At 63.2% G+C, this 22,374-nt stretch carries 15 protein-coding genes; 10 read left to right on the top strand and 5 right to left on the bottom strand.

Going from position 1 to position 22,374, the window contains the following annotated elements; translation table 11 throughout:
• The first annotated feature begins 53 nt into the window (after positions 1-53).
• From A2J01_RS08060 to A2J01_RS08050, 3 genes are all read left to right on the top strand, one after another.
• Positions 54-500 carry a hypothetical protein gene (locus tag A2J01_RS08060; RefSeq protein ID WP_007736175.1) on the top strand — a complete coding sequence of 149 codons (447 nt, stop codon included), beginning with the start codon at positions 54-56 and terminating at the stop codon, positions 498-500.
• 106 nt (positions 501-606) lie between these two features.
• Complete coding sequence (locus A2J01_RS08055; protein WP_007736177.1) at positions 607-1,782, top strand: acyl-CoA dehydrogenase family protein; 1,176 nt, start codon at positions 607-609, stop codon at positions 1,780-1,782.
• Positions 1,783-1,790: 8 nt separating this feature from the next.
• Positions 1,791-2,921 (top strand): acyl-CoA dehydrogenase family protein, encoded by a 1,131-nt coding sequence (locus tag A2J01_RS08050; protein ID WP_064112466.1) that lies wholly within the window; start codon positions 1,791-1,793, stop codon positions 2,919-2,921.
• A gap of 58 nt (positions 2,922-2,979) precedes the next feature.
• On the opposite strand, the gene A2J01_RS08045 is transcribed toward A2J01_RS08050, so the two are convergent.
• Positions 2,980-4,326, bottom strand: a complete 1,347-nt coding sequence (locus tag A2J01_RS08045) for a DUF5691 domain-containing protein (protein ID WP_064112465.1) — start codon at positions 4,324-4,326, stop codon at positions 2,980-2,982.
• 104 nt (positions 4,327-4,430) lie between these two features.
• Between A2J01_RS08045 and A2J01_RS08040 the strand changes: the two genes are divergently transcribed.
• Together A2J01_RS08040 and A2J01_RS08035 are read left to right on the top strand one after the other, a co-directional pair.
• Positions 4,431-5,642 carry a hypothetical protein gene (locus A2J01_RS08040; RefSeq protein ID WP_064112464.1) on the top strand — a complete coding sequence of 404 codons (1,212 nt, stop codon included), beginning with the start codon at positions 4,431-4,433 and terminating at the stop codon, positions 5,640-5,642.
• A 136-nt stretch (positions 5,643-5,778) separates the two neighbouring features.
• Positions 5,779-6,549, top strand: a complete 771-nt coding sequence (locus A2J01_RS08035; RefSeq protein WP_003945109.1) for a hypothetical protein — start codon at positions 5,779-5,781, stop codon at positions 6,547-6,549.
• Between the two features lie 2 nt (positions 6,550-6,551).
• Here A2J01_RS08035 and A2J01_RS08030 read toward each other — a convergent pair whose 3' ends face one another.
• A complete protein-coding gene (locus A2J01_RS08030; protein WP_064112463.1) occupies positions 6,552-7,499 on the bottom strand; it encodes an aldo/keto reductase in 948 nt (315 codons plus the stop codon).
• Positions 7,500-7,682: 183 nt separating this feature from the next.
• On the opposite strand from A2J01_RS08030, the gene A2J01_RS08025 reads away from it, so the two are divergent.
• Genes A2J01_RS08025 through A2J01_RS08015 form a run of 3 tightly spaced genes read left to right on the top strand, consistent with a single transcriptional unit; the run spans position 7,683 to position 12,504 of the window.
• The gene (locus tag A2J01_RS08025) at positions 7,683-8,108 is read left to right on the top strand and encodes a hypothetical protein (protein ID WP_064112462.1); all 426 of its coding nucleotides are present in this window, start codon (positions 7,683-7,685) and stop codon (positions 8,106-8,108) included.
• Positions 8,108-12,211, top strand: coding sequence for a cation-translocating P-type ATPase (locus tag A2J01_RS08020; protein WP_064112461.1), 4,104 nt, complete (start codon positions 8,108-8,110; stop codon positions 12,209-12,211). Before A2J01_RS08025 ends, A2J01_RS08020 begins: the two co-directional genes overlap by 1 nt.
• An 11-nt stretch (positions 12,212-12,222) precedes the next feature.
• Complete coding sequence (locus tag A2J01_RS08015) at positions 12,223-12,504, top strand: hypothetical protein (RefSeq protein WP_030536904.1); 282 nt, start codon at positions 12,223-12,225, stop codon at positions 12,502-12,504.
• 69 nt (positions 12,505-12,573) lie between these two features.
• Here the strand turns inward: A2J01_RS08015 and A2J01_RS08010 are convergent, their stop codons facing one another.
• Both A2J01_RS08010 and A2J01_RS08005 read right to left on the bottom strand, forming a co-directional pair.
• Positions 12,574-18,057, bottom strand: a complete 5,484-nt coding sequence (locus tag A2J01_RS08010) for an ATP-binding protein (RefSeq protein ID WP_064112469.1) — start codon at positions 18,055-18,057, stop codon at positions 12,574-12,576.
• A gap of 542 nt (positions 18,058-18,599) precedes the next feature.
• Positions 18,600-19,373: a hypothetical protein gene (locus A2J01_RS08005; protein WP_225320093.1), complete on the bottom strand. Its 774-nt coding sequence runs from the start codon at positions 19,371-19,373 to the stop codon at positions 18,600-18,602.
• 215 nt (positions 19,374-19,588) lie between these two features.
• On the opposite strand from A2J01_RS08005, the gene A2J01_RS08000 reads away from it, so the two are divergent.
• Both A2J01_RS08000 and A2J01_RS07995 read left to right on the top strand, forming a co-directional pair.
• On the top strand, positions 19,589-20,320 hold the full coding sequence (locus A2J01_RS08000) for a GNAT family N-acetyltransferase (protein ID WP_030536901.1): 732 nt from the start codon (positions 19,589-19,591) through the stop codon (positions 20,318-20,320).
• Between the two features lie 53 nt (positions 20,321-20,373).
• Complete coding sequence (locus A2J01_RS07995) at positions 20,374-21,348, top strand: sigma-70 family RNA polymerase sigma factor (protein WP_003945115.1); 975 nt, start codon at positions 20,374-20,376, stop codon at positions 21,346-21,348.
• Between the two features lie 91 nt (positions 21,349-21,439).
• On the opposite strand, the gene A2J01_RS07990 is transcribed toward A2J01_RS07995, so the two are convergent.
• Positions 21,440-21,850 carry a VOC family protein gene (locus A2J01_RS07990; RefSeq protein WP_030536900.1) on the bottom strand — a complete coding sequence of 137 codons (411 nt, stop codon included), beginning with the start codon at positions 21,848-21,850 and terminating at the stop codon, positions 21,440-21,442.
• Positions 21,851-22,374: the final 524 nt, after the last annotated feature.

Below are 22,374 nucleotides of genomic sequence, written 5' to 3'. Positions count from 1 at the left end.
TGCGCACTTTTGGTAGCGGAAGCAGCCGAAAGTGCGCACGGTACCGTTGCCACATGAGCACCCTTCAAGAAGTCGGCGAACGTGAATCCTGGCGCTGCTGGCTGTGTGACGAACCGGTCGATCCCGATATGTCCGTCAATGATCCGCGCGGCCCGAGTATCGACAGCATCAACACCGCAAAAAAGGGTGGCAAGACCAAAGGTGGCGTCGAACGCTTGGCGCACCGCGCATGCAACACCAAGAAGGGTGCGGTCAAACCTGTTGTGGAATGGCCGGATCGGCTGTTCGTCGTGGATCCCGCCCCGATCATCGGGGTCGTGGAGCAGCTCGAGCGAAAGGGTGGCCGCGTCGCCGTCGCTCGCTGCCCCGGCAAGGACGACGCCCAGGAAGCGTCGGATTGGTTGATCGATCGGTTGTCGCGTCTGGCTCCCGCGTTGAATGTCGAAACAAGTATCGACGCCGCGGGCGGGGGTTACCTGTTGGTCCTGAAAACCGTGTAGGGGGTCGGCCCTGAGTGCCGTCTTTTGCGGTACCTGTTCCGCCTCCATAGCTGTCGGGTACGGTCGAACCGAACATGAATCCGGTTTCGAGTGCGAAGGAATCCCGATGAACCTGGCATTGACCGACGAGGAACTAGCGTTCCGCGACGAGATGCGGACGTTCTTCCGTACGCAAATCCCCGCGGACATCAGGGAGGCGTACGCCCACGGCGAGGAGTTGGGGCGCGACCGTATGGTCGAGGCGCAGCAGATCCTCAACGCTCACGGTCTGGCGGTACCGCACTGGCCGGTCGAGTGGGGCGGCAAGGACTGGACCCCGGTCCAGCACAACATCTGGCTCGACGAACTGCAGCTTGCGTCGGTTCCCGAACCTTTGGCGTTCAACGCCAACATGGTCGGTCCGGTCATCGCGGCCTTCGGCTCGCAGGAGCAGAAGGAGAAGTTCCTTCCGGCGACTGCGAACCTCGACATCTGGTGGTGCCAGGGATTCTCCGAACCCGAGGCCGGTTCCGATCTCGCTTCGCTCAAGACCCGTGCGGTCCGCGACGGCGACGACTGGGTCATCAATGGTCAGAAGACCTGGACGACGCTGGGACAGTACGCCGACTGGATCTTCTGCCTGGTGCGCACCAATCCCGATGCGCCCAAGCGTCAGGCCGGCATCTCGTTCATCCTTGTCGATCTGAAGACGCCTGGCGTCACGGTCCGCCCGATCAAGCTGATCGACGGCGGCTACGAGGTCAACGAAGTGTTCTTCGAGGACGTCCGCGTTCCGGGAGAGAACCTGGTCGGTGAAGAGAACCAGGGCTGGGGCTACGCCAAGTTCCTGCTCGGCAACGAGCGAACCGGTGTCACCCGCGTCGGGTTCTCGAAGGTTCGTCTGGCCCAGGCCAAGGCCCGCGCTGCCGAGGTCAAGGTCGGCAACGGAACACTGCTCGAAGATCCGCTCTTCGCTGCTCGTCTCGCCGAACTCGAAAACGAATTGCTTGCCCTCGAGCTCACTCAGCTCCGGGTGGTAGCCAGTTCCGCTGACGGCCAGCCGAACCCGGCGTCGTCGCTGCTCAAGCTTCGTGGCTCCGAATTGCAGCAGGCGAGCGTCGAACTGCTGATGGACGTGGCCGGCCCTGATTCACTGCCGTACGACGCGGGCAGCGACATCGCCTCCGCGAGCTGGGCGCAGCACACTGCCCCGACGTACTTGAACTACCGCAAGGTATCCATCTACAGCGGATCGAGCGAAGTGCAGCGCAGCATCATCGCCTCCTCGATCCTCGGATTGTGAGGCGTGGCATGGACTTCGAACTCAACGACGAACAAAAACTTCTCCGCGACACCACCAAGGATCTCCTCGCGCGTAGCTACGACGCCGAGAAGCGCAACGCGATCATCGACTCTGATCCCGGGTGGAGCCCGCAGGTCTGGAAGCAGTTGGCCGAGGTCGGCTTGCTCGGCCTGACATTCTCCGAGGACGACGGCGGCATGGACGCCGGCCCAGTGGAAATCGGCGCGGTCATGACCGAGATCGGTCGACGCTTGGCACCCGAGCCGCTACTCGACGCGGTCGTGACGCCGGGCGGCCTCATCTCCGAAGGTGGCAGTGCAGAGCAGCGTTCGTCGATTCTTCCCGGAGTGGCCGAGGGCACCACGTTCCTCGCGTTCGCCGACCAGGAACCCGGAATCCGTTGGCCGGCAACCGAACGGGCCACCGCGGCGGCCCAGGTCGACGGCGGCTGGACCATCACCGGTATCAAGAATCCCGTCGGCCACGGCGCGACGGCGGACATCTTGGTCGTGAGCGCTGCGCTCCCCGGCGGTGGCGTCGGACTGTTCCTCGTCAAGAGCGATGCCTCCGGTTTGGTACGCAAGTCCTACGCCACTCACGACGGGTTGCGCGGGGCGCAGATCGAGTTCACCGATACGCCGGCCGAAGCACTCGGTGAGGGCGGTGACGCTACTGCTCTGATCCAGGCCGCGCAGATCCGTGAGCAGGCCGCGCTGTGCGCCGAGGCTGTCGGAGCGATGGAAGAGGCGCTACGCCTGACCACCGAATACCTCAAGACGCGTAAGCAATTCGGGGTTCCCCTCGCAAAGTTCCAGACACTGACACACCGCGCCGCCGACCTGTACGTCTCGCTCGAGTTGGGACGCAGCATGAGTCTGTACGCAACGATGTCCCTTGCCGACGGCGTCGTCGATCCAGTGATCGCTTCGCGGGTGAAGTTGCAGATCGGGCGTTCGGCTCGGCTCATCGGCCAGGAGGCGATCCAGATGCATGGTGGTATCGGTATGACCGCAGAGTACCCGGTGGGGCACTACGTGAGCCGACTCGTCGCCATCGAGCACACCCTCGGCAGCACCGAAGATCACCTTCGGGTGTTGGCCGCCGGTGTGGCTGATCACGAGATGGTCAGCGTGGTCTGATCTTTCACGAACGACGAAGGGGCCGCATTCCGTTCCAAGGATGCGGCCCCTTCGTCGTTCAGCGGTGATTGCGCAGGACGTCCAAGCGGAGTCGGCGCTGCTCGATGTTGACGGCGCTGTCGGTGAATGCGTGTTGCCACCCGGGGTCACTCGTTCGGGCCGCCGCGTCCTGCAGAAGCGGTACGGCGTCGAAAGGGAAGCGCGCCTGCACGCTTCGCAGGGTGGAAAAGTGACTGTGACGCGAGTGGATGCCCAAGTCCTCACCCGTCGCAGCATGCTCCATCGCTTCGTTCTCCAAGGCGTTCAACAACTTTTCGGCGACGGCCAGGGGCCATGGGCGGTCGATGCCGTCGAGTAGTGCGCTGCCGTCGACGCCCAGAAGGTACTCGTCCGCGTGGCCGGCAACGATGTACTCGACGCGCTCGCGTGGGTCCGCGATGGCGACGATTCTCCGGTCGGTCGTGCGCCCGTCCCGCTCCAGAAATGCCGACGCCCACGCGGTGTTCTTCTGGAGAACGGTTGCGGCAATCCATGATTCGATCATCACCGCGCGCCATTGCTTCTCGATGGGGATGGTGAGGGCCTCGCGTGGCGAACCGGCCATAGATTCCCACAGCGTCAGCGGAGTGGCGGTCACGACTTGCCGTAACCACCAGCGCCGGATGCCCTTGTTCTTGTAGTGGACGTCTTCGATGCCGTCACGAAATGCGAGGTCGTCGAGCGAGCCGGGCAATCGGACGGCAAGGCGCGGCCGCAAGGGCTTCGTCTCGAGCCGCACCCAGGACCGAGCCCGAGTGACCATTCGAGAGGCAAACGGAGATCGGGGGAGTTGCCGTAGTAGTTGAATTGCACGCTCACGGACCCGCACGGCTGGATCGTCGAGTGCACGCTCGAGGAGCGCGTAGTCGTGTTCACCCAGCCCGACGTCGAGATGGTCGAGGAAGTGCAGCCGGCTTGCCGTGGCCTCGTCGTCCCAAGCGATCTCGAGCTCTTCGCTCGCCAGTTCCGGGTCGACCGTACGTATGTAATCGAACCAGGCCGTACGGTCGTCCGGATCGGGCGAAAGCCACAGCTCGTCCCGGCGTGTTCCGATTCGTCGTAGCTGGGCCCAATCCGGGTTCTGCTCCGCCAGGTACTGCCCGCGTCGACCGGCGAGGCGAAGTAGCGCCTCGCGGTGCTCGGGATACTTCAGCGCGGCTTCCATGAAGAGCGGGACACTGGCCGCGGGCGCGAGGAATCCGCGTTGGTCGGCCATCGCGAACCATTCCGCGAGAGTCCAGGAACGTACTTGCAACAACGACTGAAGTTGTTCGATCGCGAGGTCGGGAAGCAGCGGTTGAACTGCTGGATCAGTCTTCGATGCGCGCGAGTGACCTGCGTGCGCGTCTGATCGCAGGGAGGTCACCCGCCTACGGTATGGCAGGGGTGCGTCGAGCTGGGCCGCAGGGGTCGGGCGCGTGTCGGCAGATTCTGGAACAGTGGGATCCGGCGGCCACAAGGAGGCGTGAGATGACAGACGGAACTGATGACGTCTTTGTCGTGGCGTCGGTGACCGAACGGCGAACGCTCATCTCCACCCGAGTGAGGGAGTGGTGTGCGGCGGGAACCGTCGAGTCGAACCGGCCGGAGTTGTCCGATGATGTCGCGCTGCTGATCGCCGGCGGCTATGTGGACGAGTCGACGCGGTCGATCCTGGCGAACCGGCGCAGTGTCGGACGTTCGTTCCCGGAGATCGGCGGCTTCTCGGAGTTGCGGTATCTCACCGACGAGCTGGCCCGCACCAGGCGTCGACTGCTCGCAACTCGCATCGGCCCTGTTCAGGTTGTCCTCGAACGACGGGTGCAGGCGCTCGAGAAGCGCGTTCAGTCGATGCGATCGGCGATCGTGCATTCCAATCGTCACTTCGCGAGCAGTGTCCGTGCCATCCGCAAGGACCGGCGCGACGGCCTGCATCTCGACGTCGAGCAACGCGAGGCTCTCTTTGCCGGGCTCACCCGTACACCGGTTCCAGCCAAGCTGCCGGTGGGGCTCGGTGTCGTGGCCAGCAGTGGAAACGCAGCACTCGACAAACTCGCCGCCCAGTTCGGGAAGGTCCAGGGAACCGGTGTCATCGCCGATGCCGGAAGGCGCATCGCGGAAGTCCTCGACGGACTGGTCGATTCAGAACCCGAGGGACGCGCCGGTGAGTACGACGCCTTGCTTTACCTCGCCGGGAATCTGTTCGACCGGATCGAAAGCTCCAGCGCGTGGCATTCCGACCACTTCGTCATTCAACGCAACCAACTCGACCTGGCCGACGAGATCACCCAGATCGCGGTCGACACCGTCGCGCTGCGTTCGATTCTTGCGGAGTTGGACGACGCGGCTGCACTGGCACGCGACGAGGGAACCCGAGCCGGAATCGCTTCGCGCAGGGAAGCGCTCGGCGCGGTCTGGGACCAGCTGGTCGAGCGCGTCGCGGCCCTCGCGCGGATCGGTGACCTGGTCGCACGGGCCGAGGATCAGTTGAGTTCGCAGCGCGCGGTTGCGCATGCAGCGAGCCTCGACAGCCGGATCGACGACCTACTCGCGCGCTCTGGTTCACGTGAACTTTCGGCTGCAAACACGCACTACGTCGGGGATCAATTCGACGGTGTGGAAGAGCTGATGTTCGCTCACCGGGCGGCGCTTTACGGGGACATTGCACTGCTGACCTCTGGGAACGAGCGTCGGGCGCCGTAGTCAGGCCGTCGCCGGAGCTGTAAGGTCGGGGGTACTGACCGGCCACACGATCGAAGTAAAGGCCGGGATTTCGCTCAATGCTCGACCCCGATGCCGATCCGGTGATGCGGGCGTACCCGCTCGAGACAGGTCGATCATGGAAGACACCGCAAGCCGCGGCATCAATGCGTTCATTTCCGAAGCTACGCAGCGTGGGGGCAAGGCTGTCCGTCTCACGCACTCACGTCGTAATCCCGTCGAGGTGACGGGCGCTGACGGTGTCAGCCGAATCGTCCGCGTGCGGTCCAAGCTCGACGGTGACTGGCAGGCCAGGCGTCAGGACGAGTCGCTCGAGAGTGACGACACCCGCTCCGAGTTCTGGGTGTTCGTCGACCTGGCAGCAGATCCGCACGAGTTCTACATGTTGCCCTCCAACGAGGTCGCCGACGACATCCGTGCCGAGGTCGACCTGTGGATCATGGACAGCCCCGGACGTAATCGCACCGGCCATCACGCGATTCCGCGTGGGCGCGTCGTGCACGGTCACGATCGTTGGGATGCGCTGGGCTTGGCCGCGGTCAAGGATCCGAGCATTTACGTCGAGACCCCGGTGGCGACCAAGCGTAAGACGTCGCCGGTCGCCGCGAAGAAGCGTCGCGCCAGCGGTGTCGAGGAGATCGAAGTCGTCGACAATCGCCTCGAGATGACAGCCGATTGCCACGGATATCGCTGGGTCGGGCGCTTCGACGAAACCACCGAGGTCGTCGAGATCATGCGCGGACCGATGGAAGGCCGCCGATTCCCTGATCCGACCGCGGCCGCAAATGCCGTCACCGGTCACATCTCAGGCGACACCGAGAGCCATGACGGTTGGTCGTTCTGGACGATCAACAACACGGCCCTCGGCGCTCATCTCAAAACTGCCTGATCTCAGGCTCCGACTGCCGCCGACACCCGTTCGAGAGTGTCCAGTTCGTTCGACGAGAGCACCAGATTCGGGGCGTCCAGTAGCGCCGGGAGCTGCTCGGGCCGGCTGACGCTCGCGATCGGTGCGGTGATGCCCGGTCGAGTCAGCAGCCAGGCCAGCGCGACGGTCGAGATCTCGCTGTCGTGTGCCTGCGCGATTGTCGCCAGTTCCGCGACGACGTCGAGTCCGGCGTCGCTGAAGTATCCGGCGGTCAGTCGTTCGCGGGAGCTGCCTTCGATGTCCGCGCGGGTCTTGTATTTTCCGGTCAGGAAGCCGGAAGCGAGAGCGAAGTACGGGAAGACGCTGATGTTGTTGTCGGTGGCGATCTGGGCAAGTTCGGGTTCGTACGACTTGCGGTGAACCAGGTTGTAGTGCGGTTGCAGCGAGATGGGCGCGGCGTAACCGTTCTCCTCGGTGATCCGCAGCCACTCCCGGACGCGGTCGGGGCTGTAGTTGGAGATTCCGAGATAGCGAACCTTGCCCGCGACGACCAACGCATTGAAGGCTTCGAGAGTTTCCTCGAGCGGAGTCTGCGGGTCGTCGAAATGCGCGTAGTACAGATCGATGCAGTCCGTCTGCAGGCGCTGCAGCGACGCCTCAGCTGCGGCCGCGATGTTGTCGGCCTTCAGGCCCTTGAAATCGGGATGGCTACCCACCTTGGTGGCGACGACGATGTCGTTCTGCAGTCCCCGATCGGTGATCCATTTCCCGATGATCGTTTCGGATTCCCCGCCGGAATTGCCGGGAGCCGACGCCGTGTACGAGTCGGAGGTGTCGATGAAATTTGCACCGGCTTCGGCGAACGAGTCGAGGATCTCGAAGGACGTCTTCTCGTCTGCTGTCCATCCGAAAGGGTTGCCGCCCAAGCTAAGTCGGAAGATGTCGAGGTCCGAATTTCCGATGATCGCCACTGTGTGGAACTCCCGTCGATGAAGGTGGTCGCTGCATCCCGCACCGTACCCTCTCACGGCGCTGGCGATGGCGCGCCCTCGCCAGGTTCGCCGAAAAATGTATCGGATCGTGATTGCCGCCGTCAGCGTTGGGTATGGCCTCAAATACTGAATTCTTCGATGGACTGCTGATAGGAGCGTCCGATGATGATTGTGGACGAAGCCACCCGCGTCGTTCGTGGGGTGGCAGACGCAACGACGACGGTGGCCGGAGCCGTCGGTGGTGGAGTGATCGGTGGAGTGACGGGCGGGATACGCGGATCGGCGGAGGGTGTCCGAGACGGAATTCGTGCGGGTAGTTCCTCGACGCCGACGGCGGTTCTCACGATGGCGGCCGTGGGTGCGGCGGGATTGGTGGAATGGCCGGTGATCTTGGCAGTCGGCGGCACGGCCCTGATACTCCACGAATGGGATCGCAAGAGCGGTCGGACGGATCGCGAGGTCAAGGCGGTTGGCCGCACGAGCAAGCCAGAACAGGTAAAGAAGGAATCGAGCGGAAACTCCCACAAGGCGGCCGGCCGGTCACAGGATCGAACTCACAGTTCTTCGCACACTCGATCCACTCACTGATGTTCTCAGCGATGGCCCGGCGTGCGGTGTCGGTGGCAACTTTGCCTCCGCGTCTGGCGTTGTCGGGACTCGCGTTGGTGGGTGGTTCGACGATTCCGCGAACCGCTGTCAGTGACGTGGCGTTGCGGACCGGCACCCTCGCGTTGGCGGGTGTGGGGATGATTCCTGCAGCAGCGGGATCGATATTCGGTGCCCCGCGAATCCCAGGTTCCGCCTATGTCTCGGCGGCGGTGTCGGCGATCAATTATCAACCCCGGGTGCGTCGGCGAATCGAACAGCGCCTTGGCCGTTCGCTCACCGACTTCGCATTGGAGTCGGCGACGTCGTTCGCGGATGTTCTGACCTATGCGCCTGCGTCATTGGGCGTGGATTTCTGGCTGCGGACGATGCTGCTGCGCGAAACTCTGGCGGCGCGAAGCTCTCGGCGTGTGGGGCCATTCGAACCTGGCGGTCGCGGTTCTTCCGTGAGGCCTGAACCGAGTGGCTCAGGTGAGCGTTACGCAGACAGGATCGCAGGGGTTCAGTTGGTGGCCGGCGCTGCACTGGCTACCGTCTCTGCCGGCGGCGACACCGTCGCGACGAGTATCAAGGTTTCGGCGCCGCGGCCGCTTCGGATGTCGCGCGAATCATTCGCTGCTGGTGTGTCATACGGTCTGTGGCGGACGCACCACACCGCCGTTTCGGACTCTGCGGCTCTACGCATGCTCGATCGTATTGACACCGTCCTCGTCGATCCGAGCGTCCTCTTCGACGACTCGCTCCGGGTTTCCGACATACGAGAGGTGGCCGAGTCGGATCGCGTCGCAGTGTGGGAACAAGCCAGGAAAGCTCTGAACGACGGAACTGTGGGAGTGGGAAGGCACCGCTTCGGCGGCGCCGAAGTGGTCGTGCGACCCGTGCGAAAAGGTCTGGCGGAAACACTGATAGGCGAAATACGTGCGGCCGGGGTCGCAGCCGTCACGATCGACGACGACGGGCTCGGATCACTGCGAAGTGGATTCGACGAGCTCTATCCGGCGCAATCGACTGCCGAAGCCGGCCTGCGCGAGGCTCTCTCGGCGTTGGTGGCCGAGGGTCGGACAGTTGCGATCGTGTCGAGTAGGGCGATATCGGGACAGGCAGTGCTACGCATCGGGATTTCACCACCGAGTGGCGAGCACGTGAGTGCCGACATCCACACCGACTTGGCCGGGGCGTGGCGGGTTGTCCATGCGCTCCCGGCTGCTCGAACAGCGACGAGGCGCGGTGTCGAACTCTCCTCAGGCTCTTCGGCATTGGGTGCCTTGATCATGCTTCCGGGAGTTCGAGGGGCTGGGCCGGGGCCGATCACAGCTGGTTCGGCCGCGGGACTGTGGACCGGATACACCTTGTCCCGATCTGTGATTCAAGCGCCCGTCCCTGTCGGTACTCCGAGCGATACCTGGCATGAGATGGACGGTGATGCTGTCGTTCGCGAACTATCCGAATCCATCCGACATACACCGCACCGTGCGGAAGCTCGTGTGCGAGCGCCCGCACGGTTCAGGTTGATCCGTGACGGATTGTCGGCGTTGCGAACAGAATTGGCGGATCCACTGACGCCTGTGTTGGCGACCGGCTCCGCTGCCAGTGCAGTCCTCGGTTCACCGGTAGACGCCGTCCTGGTCGGCTCGGTCTTGGTCGGCAATGCCGCGATGTCCGCTGTTCAACGGCTTCATTCGGAGCGGGCGGTGCAGCGGCTCTTGCGGACTCAGGAACCGGTAGCTCGGCGAGTAACCAACGACGGCACGGTCGAGACAGCGGCCGACGCGCTCGAACTCGGTGACGTCGTGGCAATCGAGTCCGGGGACATCGTGCCCGCAGATTGTCGCCTGTTGAGCGTCGAATCACTGGAAGTCGACGAGTCGTCGTTGACGGGAGAGTCCCTGCCCGTCGACAAGCAGACCGACCCGACCCCTGGGATGCCACTGGCCGAGCGACGGTGCATGGCCTACGCAGGGACAACAGTGCTTGCCGGATCCGGTCGTGGCGTGGTCACGGCCATCGGAGCCCGAACGGTGACCAGGCGTGCCGATGTCGGTGTGTCCCGATCCGGACCTGCTGTGGGCCTGACCAACAGACTTCGCGAACTCACGAGGGCGACCCTGCCGGCCAGTATCGGCGGTGGGGCGTTGGTGACAGTCGCGGGTCTGCTTCGTGGTACCGGTCTGCGCCGCGCCGTCACCGGAGGTGTGGCCGTGGCTGTGGCTGCCGTGCCGGAGGGGCTGCCTCTGGTTGCCACTCTGGCTCAGCAGGCCGCAGCGCGAAGGCTCACTGCAGCAGGAGTGTTGGTTCGTGCGCCACGATCGATAGAAGCGCTCGGTCGCGTCGACGTGGTCTGCTTCGACAAGACCGGAACCCTCAGCGAGAACAAGCTACGGGTGGCCGCGGTCGAACGCGTCGACGGCTGGGACGAAAGCGAGATTCTGGAAGTTGCGGCGCGCAGTGCCTTGGGAAGTCGCGACGATCGCGTGTTTCATTCGACGGATGCTGCCGTCGTCGATGCAGCCCAGCAAGCTCTGGACGATGCTTCGGTTTTCGGTGACGTCGAGGCGAACAACCTCGTTCCGTTCAGGTCGGGGCGGCCGTACTCGGCAGCTTTGCTCGGCAGGCGGATCGCACTCAAAGGTTCGCCGGAATTCGTGACCGAAGCAGGACGAGATCCGAATGCTGTGTCGGCGAAGCACGTTCAAAGCATGGCCGGACGCGGACTGCGGGTGGTTGCCGTCGCCCAGCGCGAGTTGTCGGAACACGACGCGCGACGCGCAGGCGAAGACTCGCAATTTCTCGAACAGTGTTGCTCCGAGGGGTTGGAAGCGGTCGGCCTTCTCGGACTCTCGGACACGCTCAGACCCGAAGCAACGCAACTTGTTCGAGAACTTCGAGGCGACGGACGGCAAGTGCGCGTGCTGACCGGGGATCATCCGACAACAGCGGCCGCGGTCGCCACCGAACTGGGGTTGGACGTCGCACGCGAGGATGTTGTCACCGGTCCTGACTGGGAGAACTTCTCTCGGGCCGAAAGACGGGATGCGGTCCGCGGCAGCAGCGTCTTTGCGCGCGTGACACCCGAGCAGAAGGTCGAGATCGTGCAAGCGTTGGAGACCGACGGGCGGGTGTGCGCCATGGTCGGTGACGGCGCGAACGATGCTGCGGCGATCCGAGTTTCCAGCGTGGGAATCGGGGTGTCGTCGACCGACAGTGATCCGGCGCGCGGCGCCGCAGACATCGTGCTCCTCGACGGCCGTGTCGGCGGACTGACCGACGCATTGGACGAGGGCAGTCAATTGTGGCGGCGGGTCAGATCAGCGGTAGGGGTTTTGCTCGGAGGCAACGCGGGTGAAGTCGCATTCGCGCTGATCGGTTCTGCGTTGTCCGGCGAATCACCGCTCAACGCAAGGCAGTTGCTACTGGTCAATCTGATGACGGACGCCTTGCCCGCTGCCGCGCTTGCGGTGAGCACCCCGTCCGAGAACGGATCCGAGAAGTCCGAACAGATGGACGCTCATGCGTTGTGGCAGACGATCGCTGTCCGCGGCGGTGCCACGGCAATCGGTGCGCTGGCAGCGTGGCTTCTGGCCCGGGCGAGCGGTAGGAGGCGGCGAGCGTCGACGGTGGCGTTGGTTGCCCTGGTGGGCACCCAACTGGGGCAGACGCTGCTCGAATCACGCAGTCCGCTGGTGGTCGCAACCGTTGCCGGATCCGCTGCGGCGCTGGCGACGCTCGTCAGCACACCCGTGGTGAGCCAATTTCTCGGTTGCACGCCGCTTGGTCCCATCGCCTGGGGCCAAGCGGTGGGCTGCGCGTCGGCGGCGACGCTGCTCGCGGCGCTGGCCCCGCGGGCGTTGGAGCGGATTGCCGCAACTGAGGAGAACGCGAACGGTCAGTCGACGATTCGCAAGATCCCGACGCGAACGAGCACTGCGTACACCTCCCGAACCGGGGGAGTCAGCGCCCGCGACAGCGTGGAAATCAGCGACGTGGAAATCAAAGAAGCGGAAACCGGTGAATCGGACACGCTTGTGAGCGTCGCTGCTGGAAGTGACACGTCGCCGAACTCCCGGGCGACCCGAGATGAATCCTGAGGAATCGTGACATGTCCCAGAACACCGTCGACCACACGAACCCCGTCGATCACCGCGCGGTAGTCGAATCCGTCCGTTCGGCACGGAGCTTCGAGTTGGAGCTACCGATCGTCGGTGCCATCCCTGTTCCGAGACCCGAGCAGATCGCCTACTTTGCGGTGATGGGACTGATGGTCGCCTTCGAGATCATCGAGTGGCCCGTGGCAGTCACCATTGCAGCGGGGCATCTGCTCGCAACAGAGCAGCACAATCACGTCCTCGAAGAGATCGGAGAGGCGCTCGAGGGCGTCTGACGCAGGCGCTGCCTGGACACAAATCGAGCGGCCCCGCATTTCGCGGGACCGCTCGACGTGCGGAGAAACTTACTGCGCGAGTGCGCGCTTCATGCCGCGTTCGACTGCTGCGATGATCTGCGGACGCAGTTCTGCGGCAGGGACGATCTCATCCACCGAGCCGACCTCTCGGGCGCGCTGGATGTTGTGGATCGCTTCGAATTCGGATGCCACTTCGCCGAGCTTGTCGGAGCGGACGGCGATGCGCTGAGCGTTCAGTTCTACGCGCAGATGTGCTTTCTCCGTGTCATCCTTGGCTGCTGCCAAGTCTGCCTCCAGTTGCTGCACCTTCGGGTCGTTGTTGGTGCGGGTGTTCACCTCACGGGTGAAGACCACTGCGGCGGCGGGGGCGCCGCCGAGTACCGACGCGAACGAGCCTTCGACAGCAAGAACTTCCATGTTGTCGTTGAGCGCACCGGAGAACACGACGAACGCGCCGCCGTGGTAGCGGGAGACGACGCAGAACACGATCGGTCCGTCGAAGTTGACGATGGCGCGGCCGATCTCGGCGCCGTACTCGAGCTGGATGTTGCGCAGCGACTCCGGGGAACCGTCGAAGCCGGACAGGTTGGCCAGCACCACGATCGGACGGTTGCCGCTCGCAGCATTGATCGCGCGGGCAGTCTTCTTCGACGAGTTCGGGAACAGCGTTCCCGACGTCCAGGTGTCGGGACCGTCGGCGGGGAAGTGCCCCTTACGTGGGATCGCGCGGGATTCGATGCCCACCACTGTGACCGGATGTCCGGCGAGATGCGCGTCCAGAACGACCGAGGTGTCGGCGCCGGCCATGTCGGCCCAACGCTCGAGAACAGAGTGGTCCTGGTCGACCACCGCACGCATCACGGTGCGAATGTCGAAGGGCTTCTTGCGATCCGGGTTCTTCGCCGAGGAGAAGATGTCGCCGACCGTCTCGAAGTCGCTCGACGGGTGGGTGTGCGGGAAGCTACGCACGTCGCGATCGACGGGGTCCGTCGTCGCTGCGCGGCGCGGGAACCGTTCGCCGGGAGCGAGGTACGAGTGTGCGTAGTGACGGAACAGGATCTCGCACGCCGCAGTGAGGTCAGGGGCCCAGTACTGCGCCTGGCCGTTGGGGCCCATGACGCGGTCGTAACCACCGATACCGAAGTTGTCCTCGGCCGACACACCACCGGAGTAGTCGAGAGACTGCTTGCCGGTCAGCACCATCGCGCTGTCCGGGGTCATCACCAGAATGCCCTTGGTGTGCATCAACATGGTGGCTTCGGCGTTCCAGTAGGGCTGAGCGCCGACGTTGATGCCCGTGACGACGATGTTGATCTCGCCGCCGTTCTGGGTGAAGGTGATGATTCGGCGCAGGCCGCGGGAGACCCAGTCCATGTTCTCGGTGCCGCTCTCCATCGAGATGGTGGCACCGGAGGACAGTGCGAACCACTCGACCGGAGCGTTCAACTTCTCGGCCAGGTCGATGGCAGCGACGACGCGTGAGCATTCGGCCTCGGCGACGGTACCGAGCGCCTTGGTGGGGTCACCGAATAGCGCGACACGGGTCATTCCCTCGGGATAGCGCGGCGTCGGCGTGTTCACGAGGCCGACGACGATGCCGGCCTTGTTGAGACCGTACGGACGCTCGACAGGTGACAGGACGCCCGCTTCGTCGAAGTCGTGCTCGACGAAGGTGCCCTTGGTGCCGGTCAGGAGTGGAATCAGCTCGTACGGGTACACAGTTCCGCGTGCCCGCGAACTCTGGACCTTCTGGGCGTACGCGTCGAGGGGGAGCAGCGGTTCGGTGGGGGGTGTGGTCTTGTTGATGACCACACCGGCACCCGCGCGGTAGGAGAATCGCAGCGCAACTTCCTTGGGCGCGCCGCCCTTTCGGTCCTTCAGCCGAGTGATGAGCGTGATCTCTTCGAGCCCGGCGCCGACGGTCAGTCGGGCTGCGTTCTGAGCGATCACCGAGAAGCGCTCGCTGGGAACGTCGGCGACCGGCCACACGTAGAGCACGACGCGGTTGGCTGCGAGTCGACGCTTGTCGCCGCGCTGGGACTGCGCACGACGGATACCGTCGAGGCAGGCAGCGAGCGTGCGCTCGATGGCCGGGAGTGCAACCATCTGACCTTCGTCGTCGAGTTGCGGTGTCACGTCGCGGATTTCGGCCAGAGCGATCAGGCGCTCGTCCTTCGGATTCTCCTTGGCCGAGAGGTGGAACAGGTAGGTGTTCTCCGGAGCCGGGAGGCGCTTTCCGTTGAAGTTCTTCAGGCGCCACATGTCCAGACGCTGACCCGTGAGCGGATGCATGTCGCGGATGATGTGGTCCTCGACCAGTTCGCCGTCGACGGGGCGGAAGGTGACCCACCGGACCGGATCCCCGTTCGGGTTGCAGATGATCACCGTCGCGCGGCGGGACCGTGTGATCGTCTCGTTGCGCGAGAGTTCGGTGCGCAGCGTCTCGACGAGCGCGTCGCCGTCGGCGGGCTGATCAGGCCAGTCGAGGTAGATGTCGACTACCAGCCCGCGACCGGATGGAGCATCCTGCGCGATCGTGGCGACATCGTCGAGAGCCGTACCGAGAGCATCGAATTCGGCCACCGTCGAGACCAGATGCAGCCCGTCGCCCTTGAGGTCGAAGTTACCGGTTACGAAACGGCGGTCGACGTGCTCGAAAACGCGGACGTCTTCGAACGAGTGAATCTTGTAGTAGCGACGCGTGATGACCTCGAGCAGAGGGCCGCCATCGCGGTTGCCGAGGCCGATCTTTCGACCCAACAGGTCCAGGAGCGGTTCGGGAGTGGCGACGAGATTGGCGATTCGCTCGTCGAAATCTGCAGCGTCCGGCTGCTCTTCGAGGTAGGCGAGGTTGCCGCGTACTCCGTCGTAGACGTCTTCGCGAACCTTGCGGATGCGCGGCTCGTCGAAGAACCGGAAGCGAAGGTTGCGGGCGACGTCGCCGATGACGGGGTAGCGGACCTGCGTCGCGACGATGAGTCGATCGAGAACCTCGTTGAGCTCCTGCGCCGAGCAACCGGGAGCCTTGTCGCCGACGAGCCAGCCTTCGAGAAGTGCTGCAATGACCGGGATCTGGGCTTCCATGCGCTGCAGAGCCAGGAAGAGTCGGTACACCGCTTCCTCGACGGCCTGGCGATCTTCCAGATCGGTGACGTCGTAGTGGCGAAGTGCCCGTTCGAGTCTCGTGCGGAACGACGCCGGCAAACCTTCGCGCTCGGAGTCGAGTGAGTGCAGGAAGGTGTGGAAGTGCTCGCGGGGGCTGTGGACGGACTCGTCCTTCGCGGACTCGCCCGAGGTGGGCTTGTTGCGCGAGAGTTCGCAGATGTCGGCGAAGGTGGTCAGCACAGCCAGTTCTGCCTGGACCAGTTCGCGGTCCTCGGATTCGAGTGCGCTGCGAAGTGCGTCGTATTCGGCCAGAACAGCGTTTGCGTGCTTGCCGCTGACGTCGTAGCCACTGATCATCGCGGTCAGTGCTTCCAGCTGTGCCAATGCATCTGCGCGGGTATCGGACCCGGAAGTTGCTGCGGGAAGATCGAATTGGACTCGCGGAGCCTTCTCCGTGACAGCTTCCTCACTGACCTGGTCGACGCGCAGGAGCGGTGCGCCGGCATCGACCTGGGAGTTGACGGTAGCGAGAACCTCACGCACTTTGCCCGCGTACGGAGCGCGAACCGCGGTCTCCATCTTCATGGATTCGAGCACGACCAGAGTGGATCCGGCTTCGACGTCGTCGCCGACCGCGACCGGTACTGCTACCACTACGGCGGGAGCCGGCGCGCGGACTACGCCGGCGTCGTCCTGGCTGATCTGGTGGCTGATGCCGTCGACCTCGACGAGATAGCGAGCCGGGCTCACGACGGAAACGACGTGGAAGCGGCGATCACCGATCACCAGCCGTGACTCGAAGTCACCGAGACGATCGACGTCGACCTCGATGTCGCCGGCGTCTCCGTCGACGCGGTAGCGGTGCGGGCCGATACGACCGACGGTCAGTTTGTATGCCTGACCTTGGTAGTTGAGCTCGACGGTACGGCCGATCGCGTGATTGGCGCGTGGGCGGCCACCACGTGCCGAGGCGAGGAAGGCCGCACGCTCTAGGGACTCCTCGGCGTCGTAAGCATCGATGGCGGTGGCGATCAGTGCGACGTCCGCGCGGCGAGTGGTGCCGGTGAGGGCGCCCGTGCGGTCGAGCCAGCCGGTATCCGCGGATGCCGAGATGACCTCGTCGCGATCGAGTAGATCGAGGAGGAACGACTTGGTGGTAGTGCCGCCGTCGAGTACGACAGTGGTTTCACGAAGGGCAGTGCGCAGACGCGCAAGTGCCTCGGAGCGGTTGCGGCCCCACGCGATGACCTTCGCGACCATCGAGTCGTAGTCGGGCGGAATGACGTCCCCGGCAGCGATGCCGGTGTCGACCCGGATGCCGGAGCCGAGCGGGAACTTGAGGAGCTGAACGGTGCCGGGTGCCGGCGCGAAATCGTTGTCGGCGTCTTCGGCGTTGAGGCGGGCTTCGACGGCGTGGCCGAATGCGGGCGGGCAGTCACCGACCAATTCGTCACCACTGGCGACCAGGATCTGCAGTTTGACGAGGTCGATTCCGGTGGTGACCTCGGTGATCGGGTGCTCGACCTGCAGGCGGGTGTTGACCTCGAGGAACGTGAAGAGCTTGTTCTCGGGCTGGTAGAGGTATTCGACCGTGCCTGCGCCCTGGTATCCGGCTGCCTTGACCAGTTCGGCGGACACCTTCTTGAGGTGGTCCGACTGTTCTTCGGTCAGGACGGGGGAGGCGGATTCTTCGATGACCTTCTGGTTGCGACGCTGAATCGAGCAGTCGCGAACGCCCGGAGCCCAGACATTGCCGTGGTTGTCGGCGATGACCTGTACCTCGACGTGGCGTGCATCGGTGACAAGGCGTTCGAGGAAGACGACGGGGTCGCCGAAGGACCGCTCTGCTTCGCCCTGCGTGCGCTCGAGTGCAACTTCGAGTTCGTCTTCGGCCCAGACCTTGCGGATACCGCGTCCGCCGCCGCCGCTTCGGGCCTTGATGATCAGGGGATATCCGATGGACTGAGCATGACGACGAGCGTCGGCGCGCGTTTCGACCGGTCCGCCGCTCCACGGGGCGACCGGTACGCCGACCTTCTCGGCCAGGATCTTGGCGGCAACCTTGTCGCCGAGCAGGCGCATCGCGTCGGCGCTCGGGCCGATGAACGTGATGCCCAGTTTCGCGACGATCTCGGCGAAGGCGGGATCCTCGGCCACGAAGCCCCAGCCGACCCAGACTGCGTCGGCCTTGGCTGCGAGCAGTGCTCGCTCGAGTTCGGCGTAGTCGAGGTACGGGCTACCGGTGCCGGTGCTGCGCAGGGTCACGCCCTCATCGGCCTGGCGGACGAACATGGCGCGGCGCTCGGCCTCGGTGTGCAGCGCAATGACGCGAATGCCGTAGTCGTGTTCGGCGTTCAGTTCGCGTACAGCCCTGATCAGCCGGACCGCGGCCTCACCTCGATTGACCACTGCGATTCGTTTGAACATTGTCACTGCCACCGTCCTTGATGAGATTCTTCGTCACGTACGTTGCGATATGAGCCGACCGTGTCCCACGTACCCGGATTCCCCGGTTCGTGAACTACGCCGCGATGCGCTGTGTTTCCCCCGGTTGCGCGTCGGCAAGTGATTGCCCTTCCGGTTCGTCGAGTCCCCTGCGCTGAAGCACTGTGTGCACCGAAGCGCTGTGTGCGCTGAGGCACTGTGTGCCTTGTGCGCCACCCTGCAGGCGTGGACTCAGAACCGCTCCAATCACGAATCAGCAACATATTGTGTCTGCTTCCAGGGAATCCCTGGTTTATCTAAGAATGCAGTATGTCGACGCTCATGTCACCTGGGCGAATTGAAGAATATTAGTCAACGTGAACCACGGTTACACATATGGCGTTAAATCATTGCGGTGCAATCGAATTCGGACTTGTGACACGGATCACGATGGTAATGAAATCGGCAAGAAAGTGAATACTCACTGGTAACAAAATCGCATATTCGGAGAATTCTCTGGGTTGCTCGATTATTACTGATCGGTACTACTGGCGAGTATTTTTTATGTCCGGTCGGACCGTATTCGAGAAATCGCCTTCGATGGTTGCGATGTGCTTTGCGATCGCGTCGAGTCCTGAGGGAGGGAGGTGCAATCCGTTGCCGAGAGCAAGTGAAGTCCGCTTGAAGTGCTCCACGAGTGGTTCGTATTTCGTGACCAGTCTCAGCCTGTCGGTCTCGCTCAGGTACTTCACGCTTCCCGCGTTGTCGACGAAGTCACTGAACTTCACGAGGAACACTGCGGGATCCGCTATCGCGCGGATGACGTGATCCTGATATCCGGCGGTGGTGTTGTCGCATGGGTAGTCGATTGGATTGGTCACTGCCTCAACAAGTTCGGAGATTCTGTGGCCGAAGCGCGAGGCGATGAGTGTTGACGCACGTTCCTGCGCTTCGGATGCGGACATGTCGTCTGCAGTCTGGCCACCGAGGAGCGCGATGACGGCGTGTGGTCGGTCTTCGACCGTGTCGTGAAGCGCGGTTGCGCTCAGGATCTCGACATCGGAGCACCCGTACCGAAGCAGCCGCAATACATTTCGTAGGGGATGAACGATGTAGGGATCCTCGTCGGACTTGATCCCGTTCTTTCTGAACTGATCGAGGTGCGCAAGGGTAGCGACCTCCATGGCGAGCCGTAGGGTTTCACCCGAGATCGCCAGCTCGTCGACGGCGCTCTCGATGGCGAAGACCAGCGTTGCAGCGTCCATCTCCTTCAGGGGCAACTGGTCGAATGCGGACCTGATCGGGTCGGAGTTGCTCATGCCAAATAGCCTTCCGGTTGGTGAGGCGTCGCGACGAATGTCCTGGTGCAGATCTGCAATCGAGCCCTGATTGACGCCGGAAATACAGGTCGAGGTCAGAATCATCTTGATTCTATCCGGCGACTACGACAGCAAGTGTTCCTAGCGTTGTCATCGAGGTGGGCGGGGAGGTTCGTTCGCCTCCATCACAGGCAAATAGGGCAGGAAGAGGTTCGATGACCACGGAGGCGACCCTGGCGTCGTTTGTCGAGACAGTTGACACGGATGTCGACACCCATCCGCTGGACGATCCTGTGCGACAAGGACTTCGCGGACATCATGCGCAATTCGCTCGCTGGGCAGGGAGAGTTGCGCGATACGACCCGACGGTCGCGCCGTTTGTCGGTCATCCGCCCGAGTTGGACGCCGAGGACTGGGAGAACCTACTCACACTCGTAGGTCCTGGCGGCACAGTAGGTTTACGAGGATTTGATCATCGCCCGCCGGAAGGGTGGCGTGTTGTGGATCAGTTCGGCTCGGTGCAGATGGACGGATCCGCACTCGAAGTCTCCGTTGATCCGTCGGTCGAACTTCTCGGAACGGGCGACGTTCCCGAAATTCTGGCATTGATCGAGCGCACCAAGCCAGGACCGTTTCTTCCTCGTACCGTCGAGATGGGCAGTTACTACGGCATTCGCGTCGACGGAAGACTTGTTGCCATGGCGGGGGAGCGGTTGCACCCTCCGGGATGGACGGAAATCAGTGCGGTGTGCACTGACAGCGACTTTCGGGGTCGAGGCCTGGGTACGACGCTGATCCGTGCCGTCGCTGCCGGGATTCGCGATCGCGGCGAGCTGCCATTTCTCCATGCAGTGCAATCGAATACGAATGCGATCAGACTCTACGAATCACTGGGGTTCGTTCTCCGGAAGAGATCCAGGTTGACTGCGGTGCAGGCGCCTGCCTGATCGAATTCTCGCCGACGCCTGTGTTTCGGGCGCTCGGCCACTAGTCTGAACAAATGACAGTCGATCAGGCGTTGGACAGTGATTTCCTCACTCTTGCCGATCCGTACCGCCGCGAGTTGCTGGCGCACTGCTATCGCATGATGGGGTCGATTCACGACGCCGAAGACCAGGTCCAGGAGACGTTCATCCGGGCTTGGCGCGGGTTCGACGGTTACAAGGGCCAGTCATCTCTCAGGACCTGGCTCTACCGCATCGCGACGAATACCTGCCTGACCGCGCTGGAGGGGAGATCGAGGCGTCCCCTCCCGACCGGCCTCGGCGCACCTAGTTCGGACCCGGCCGACGATTTGATCGAGCGCAACGAGATTGCCTGGTTGGAACCGATCGCCGATTCTGCGTTGGGCGACGTCAATGATCCGGCCGTCATGGTCGTCAATCGCGATTCGGTCAGGCTCGCCCTTGTTGCCGCTTTGCAGCACTTGTCCGCGCGCCAACGTGCGGTTCTGGTTCTACGTGACGTTCTGCAGTGGAAGGCGTCGGAAGTTGCGGAGGCGCTGGACACCACAACCACTGCGGTAAACAGCCTGCTGCAGCGGGCTCGCGCGCAGATCAATCACATCGGACCCACCGAGGACGATCTCGTGGAACCGACTACCGAGGCTGCCCGGAAGTTGCTTCGCGACTACGTGCACAGCTTCGAGAGCTACGACGTCGAGGCCATCGTCGAACTGTTCACGCGTGAAGCCATCTGGGAGATGCCTCCGTTCGAGGGTTGGTACCAGGGCCCCGAGGCAATCGGGCAACTCATCGGAACCAAATGCCCGGCCGACGGACCAGGAGCGATGCGCCTACTTCCGACCGCTGCGAACGGACAGCCGGCGTTCGGCCTCTACATGCGCGAGCCCGATGGTGTTCACCGCGCTTTCCAGTTGCACGTTCTCGATGTCACCGAGTCCGGGATCTCGCACGTGACGTGTTTCTTCGATCTGAGTCTGTTCGCACGGTTCGGATTGCCTGCCGAGCTGTAGGGGCCCTGCCGAGTTGTAGGGGCAAGGAGTTGCGCGAGCCCTCCGGTATGGAGGGACCCGCGCGACTGCTCGTTACTGCTGTTGCTGTGCGTTACTGCTGGGGAACAGTCGCAGCCGGGTCCATCCACATGACCTCCCAGACGTGATTGTCGAGGTCGCGGAATGCGCGTCCGTACATGAAGCCGTGATCCTGGGGCTCCATCCACTTGCTGCCGCCGGCAGCAATCGCCGCGTCGACGAAGGTGTCGACTTCCTCCCTGCTGTCGGCCGACACACACAACAGTGCTTCACGAGCTTTCGACGTGTCGCAGATGTCGTCGGCGATGAAGTCCCCGAAACGCGGTTCGTTCAGGAACATGACGGTGGCGGAATCGCTGACGATCATCGAGACAGTGTTCTCGTCACTGAACATGTCGTTGAACTCGAAGCCGAGGCCACTGAAGAATGCACGGGTAGCGACGACGTCCTTGACCGGCATGTTGACGAAGAGAAGACGAGACATTGGGTGCTCCTTGAACTCGGTTGACTGATTACTGAACGCTTCGGTTCCTGTTGGTTCCTGCTCATACAGACCGCAGTGGGCGCAGAAAGTCATCGCGAGAAGCAAAAATTCGAGAAAAGTATCGCCTGTTAACCGGCGCCAGTGCGCTGACCTGGCGATTTGGTGTTGTGTTGATCTTCGCGTAACTTTGTCCAGGTCAGAGCGACACGGACACCGACTCCCACCTGCGAGGGTGAGTGACACGAGGTTGTACGAAGTGCCTGGCGAACACAATCCAGTTTTTCTTCACGGGGTTCCGGTTTGCGCCGGTGGCCAGGTTGGGATAGGCTGGAAAAGTTGCCCCGGAGCGGCGGCCATAGGGTCGTGGTGATGGTGTGTGCGTGTTCTTTGAGAACTCAACAGTGTGTCGATGAATGTCAGTGCCAAAATTTTTTTGGTACTTCACATGTCGGATGATGTTCCGGGCCTTCGGGTTTCGGTTCTGATGTTCGGGGTGTGAGTATTTTTCGTCGGTGATTGTTCAT

The sequence above is a fragment of the Rhodococcus sp. EPR-134 genome, assembly GCF_001647205.1.
Lineage (GTDB): Bacteria > Actinomycetota > Actinomycetes > Mycobacteriales > Mycobacteriaceae > Rhodococcus_F > Rhodococcus_F qingshengii.
The sequence above is the reverse complement of the archived record's forward strand: the minus strand, read 5'-3'. Positions and strand labels throughout refer to the sequence as shown.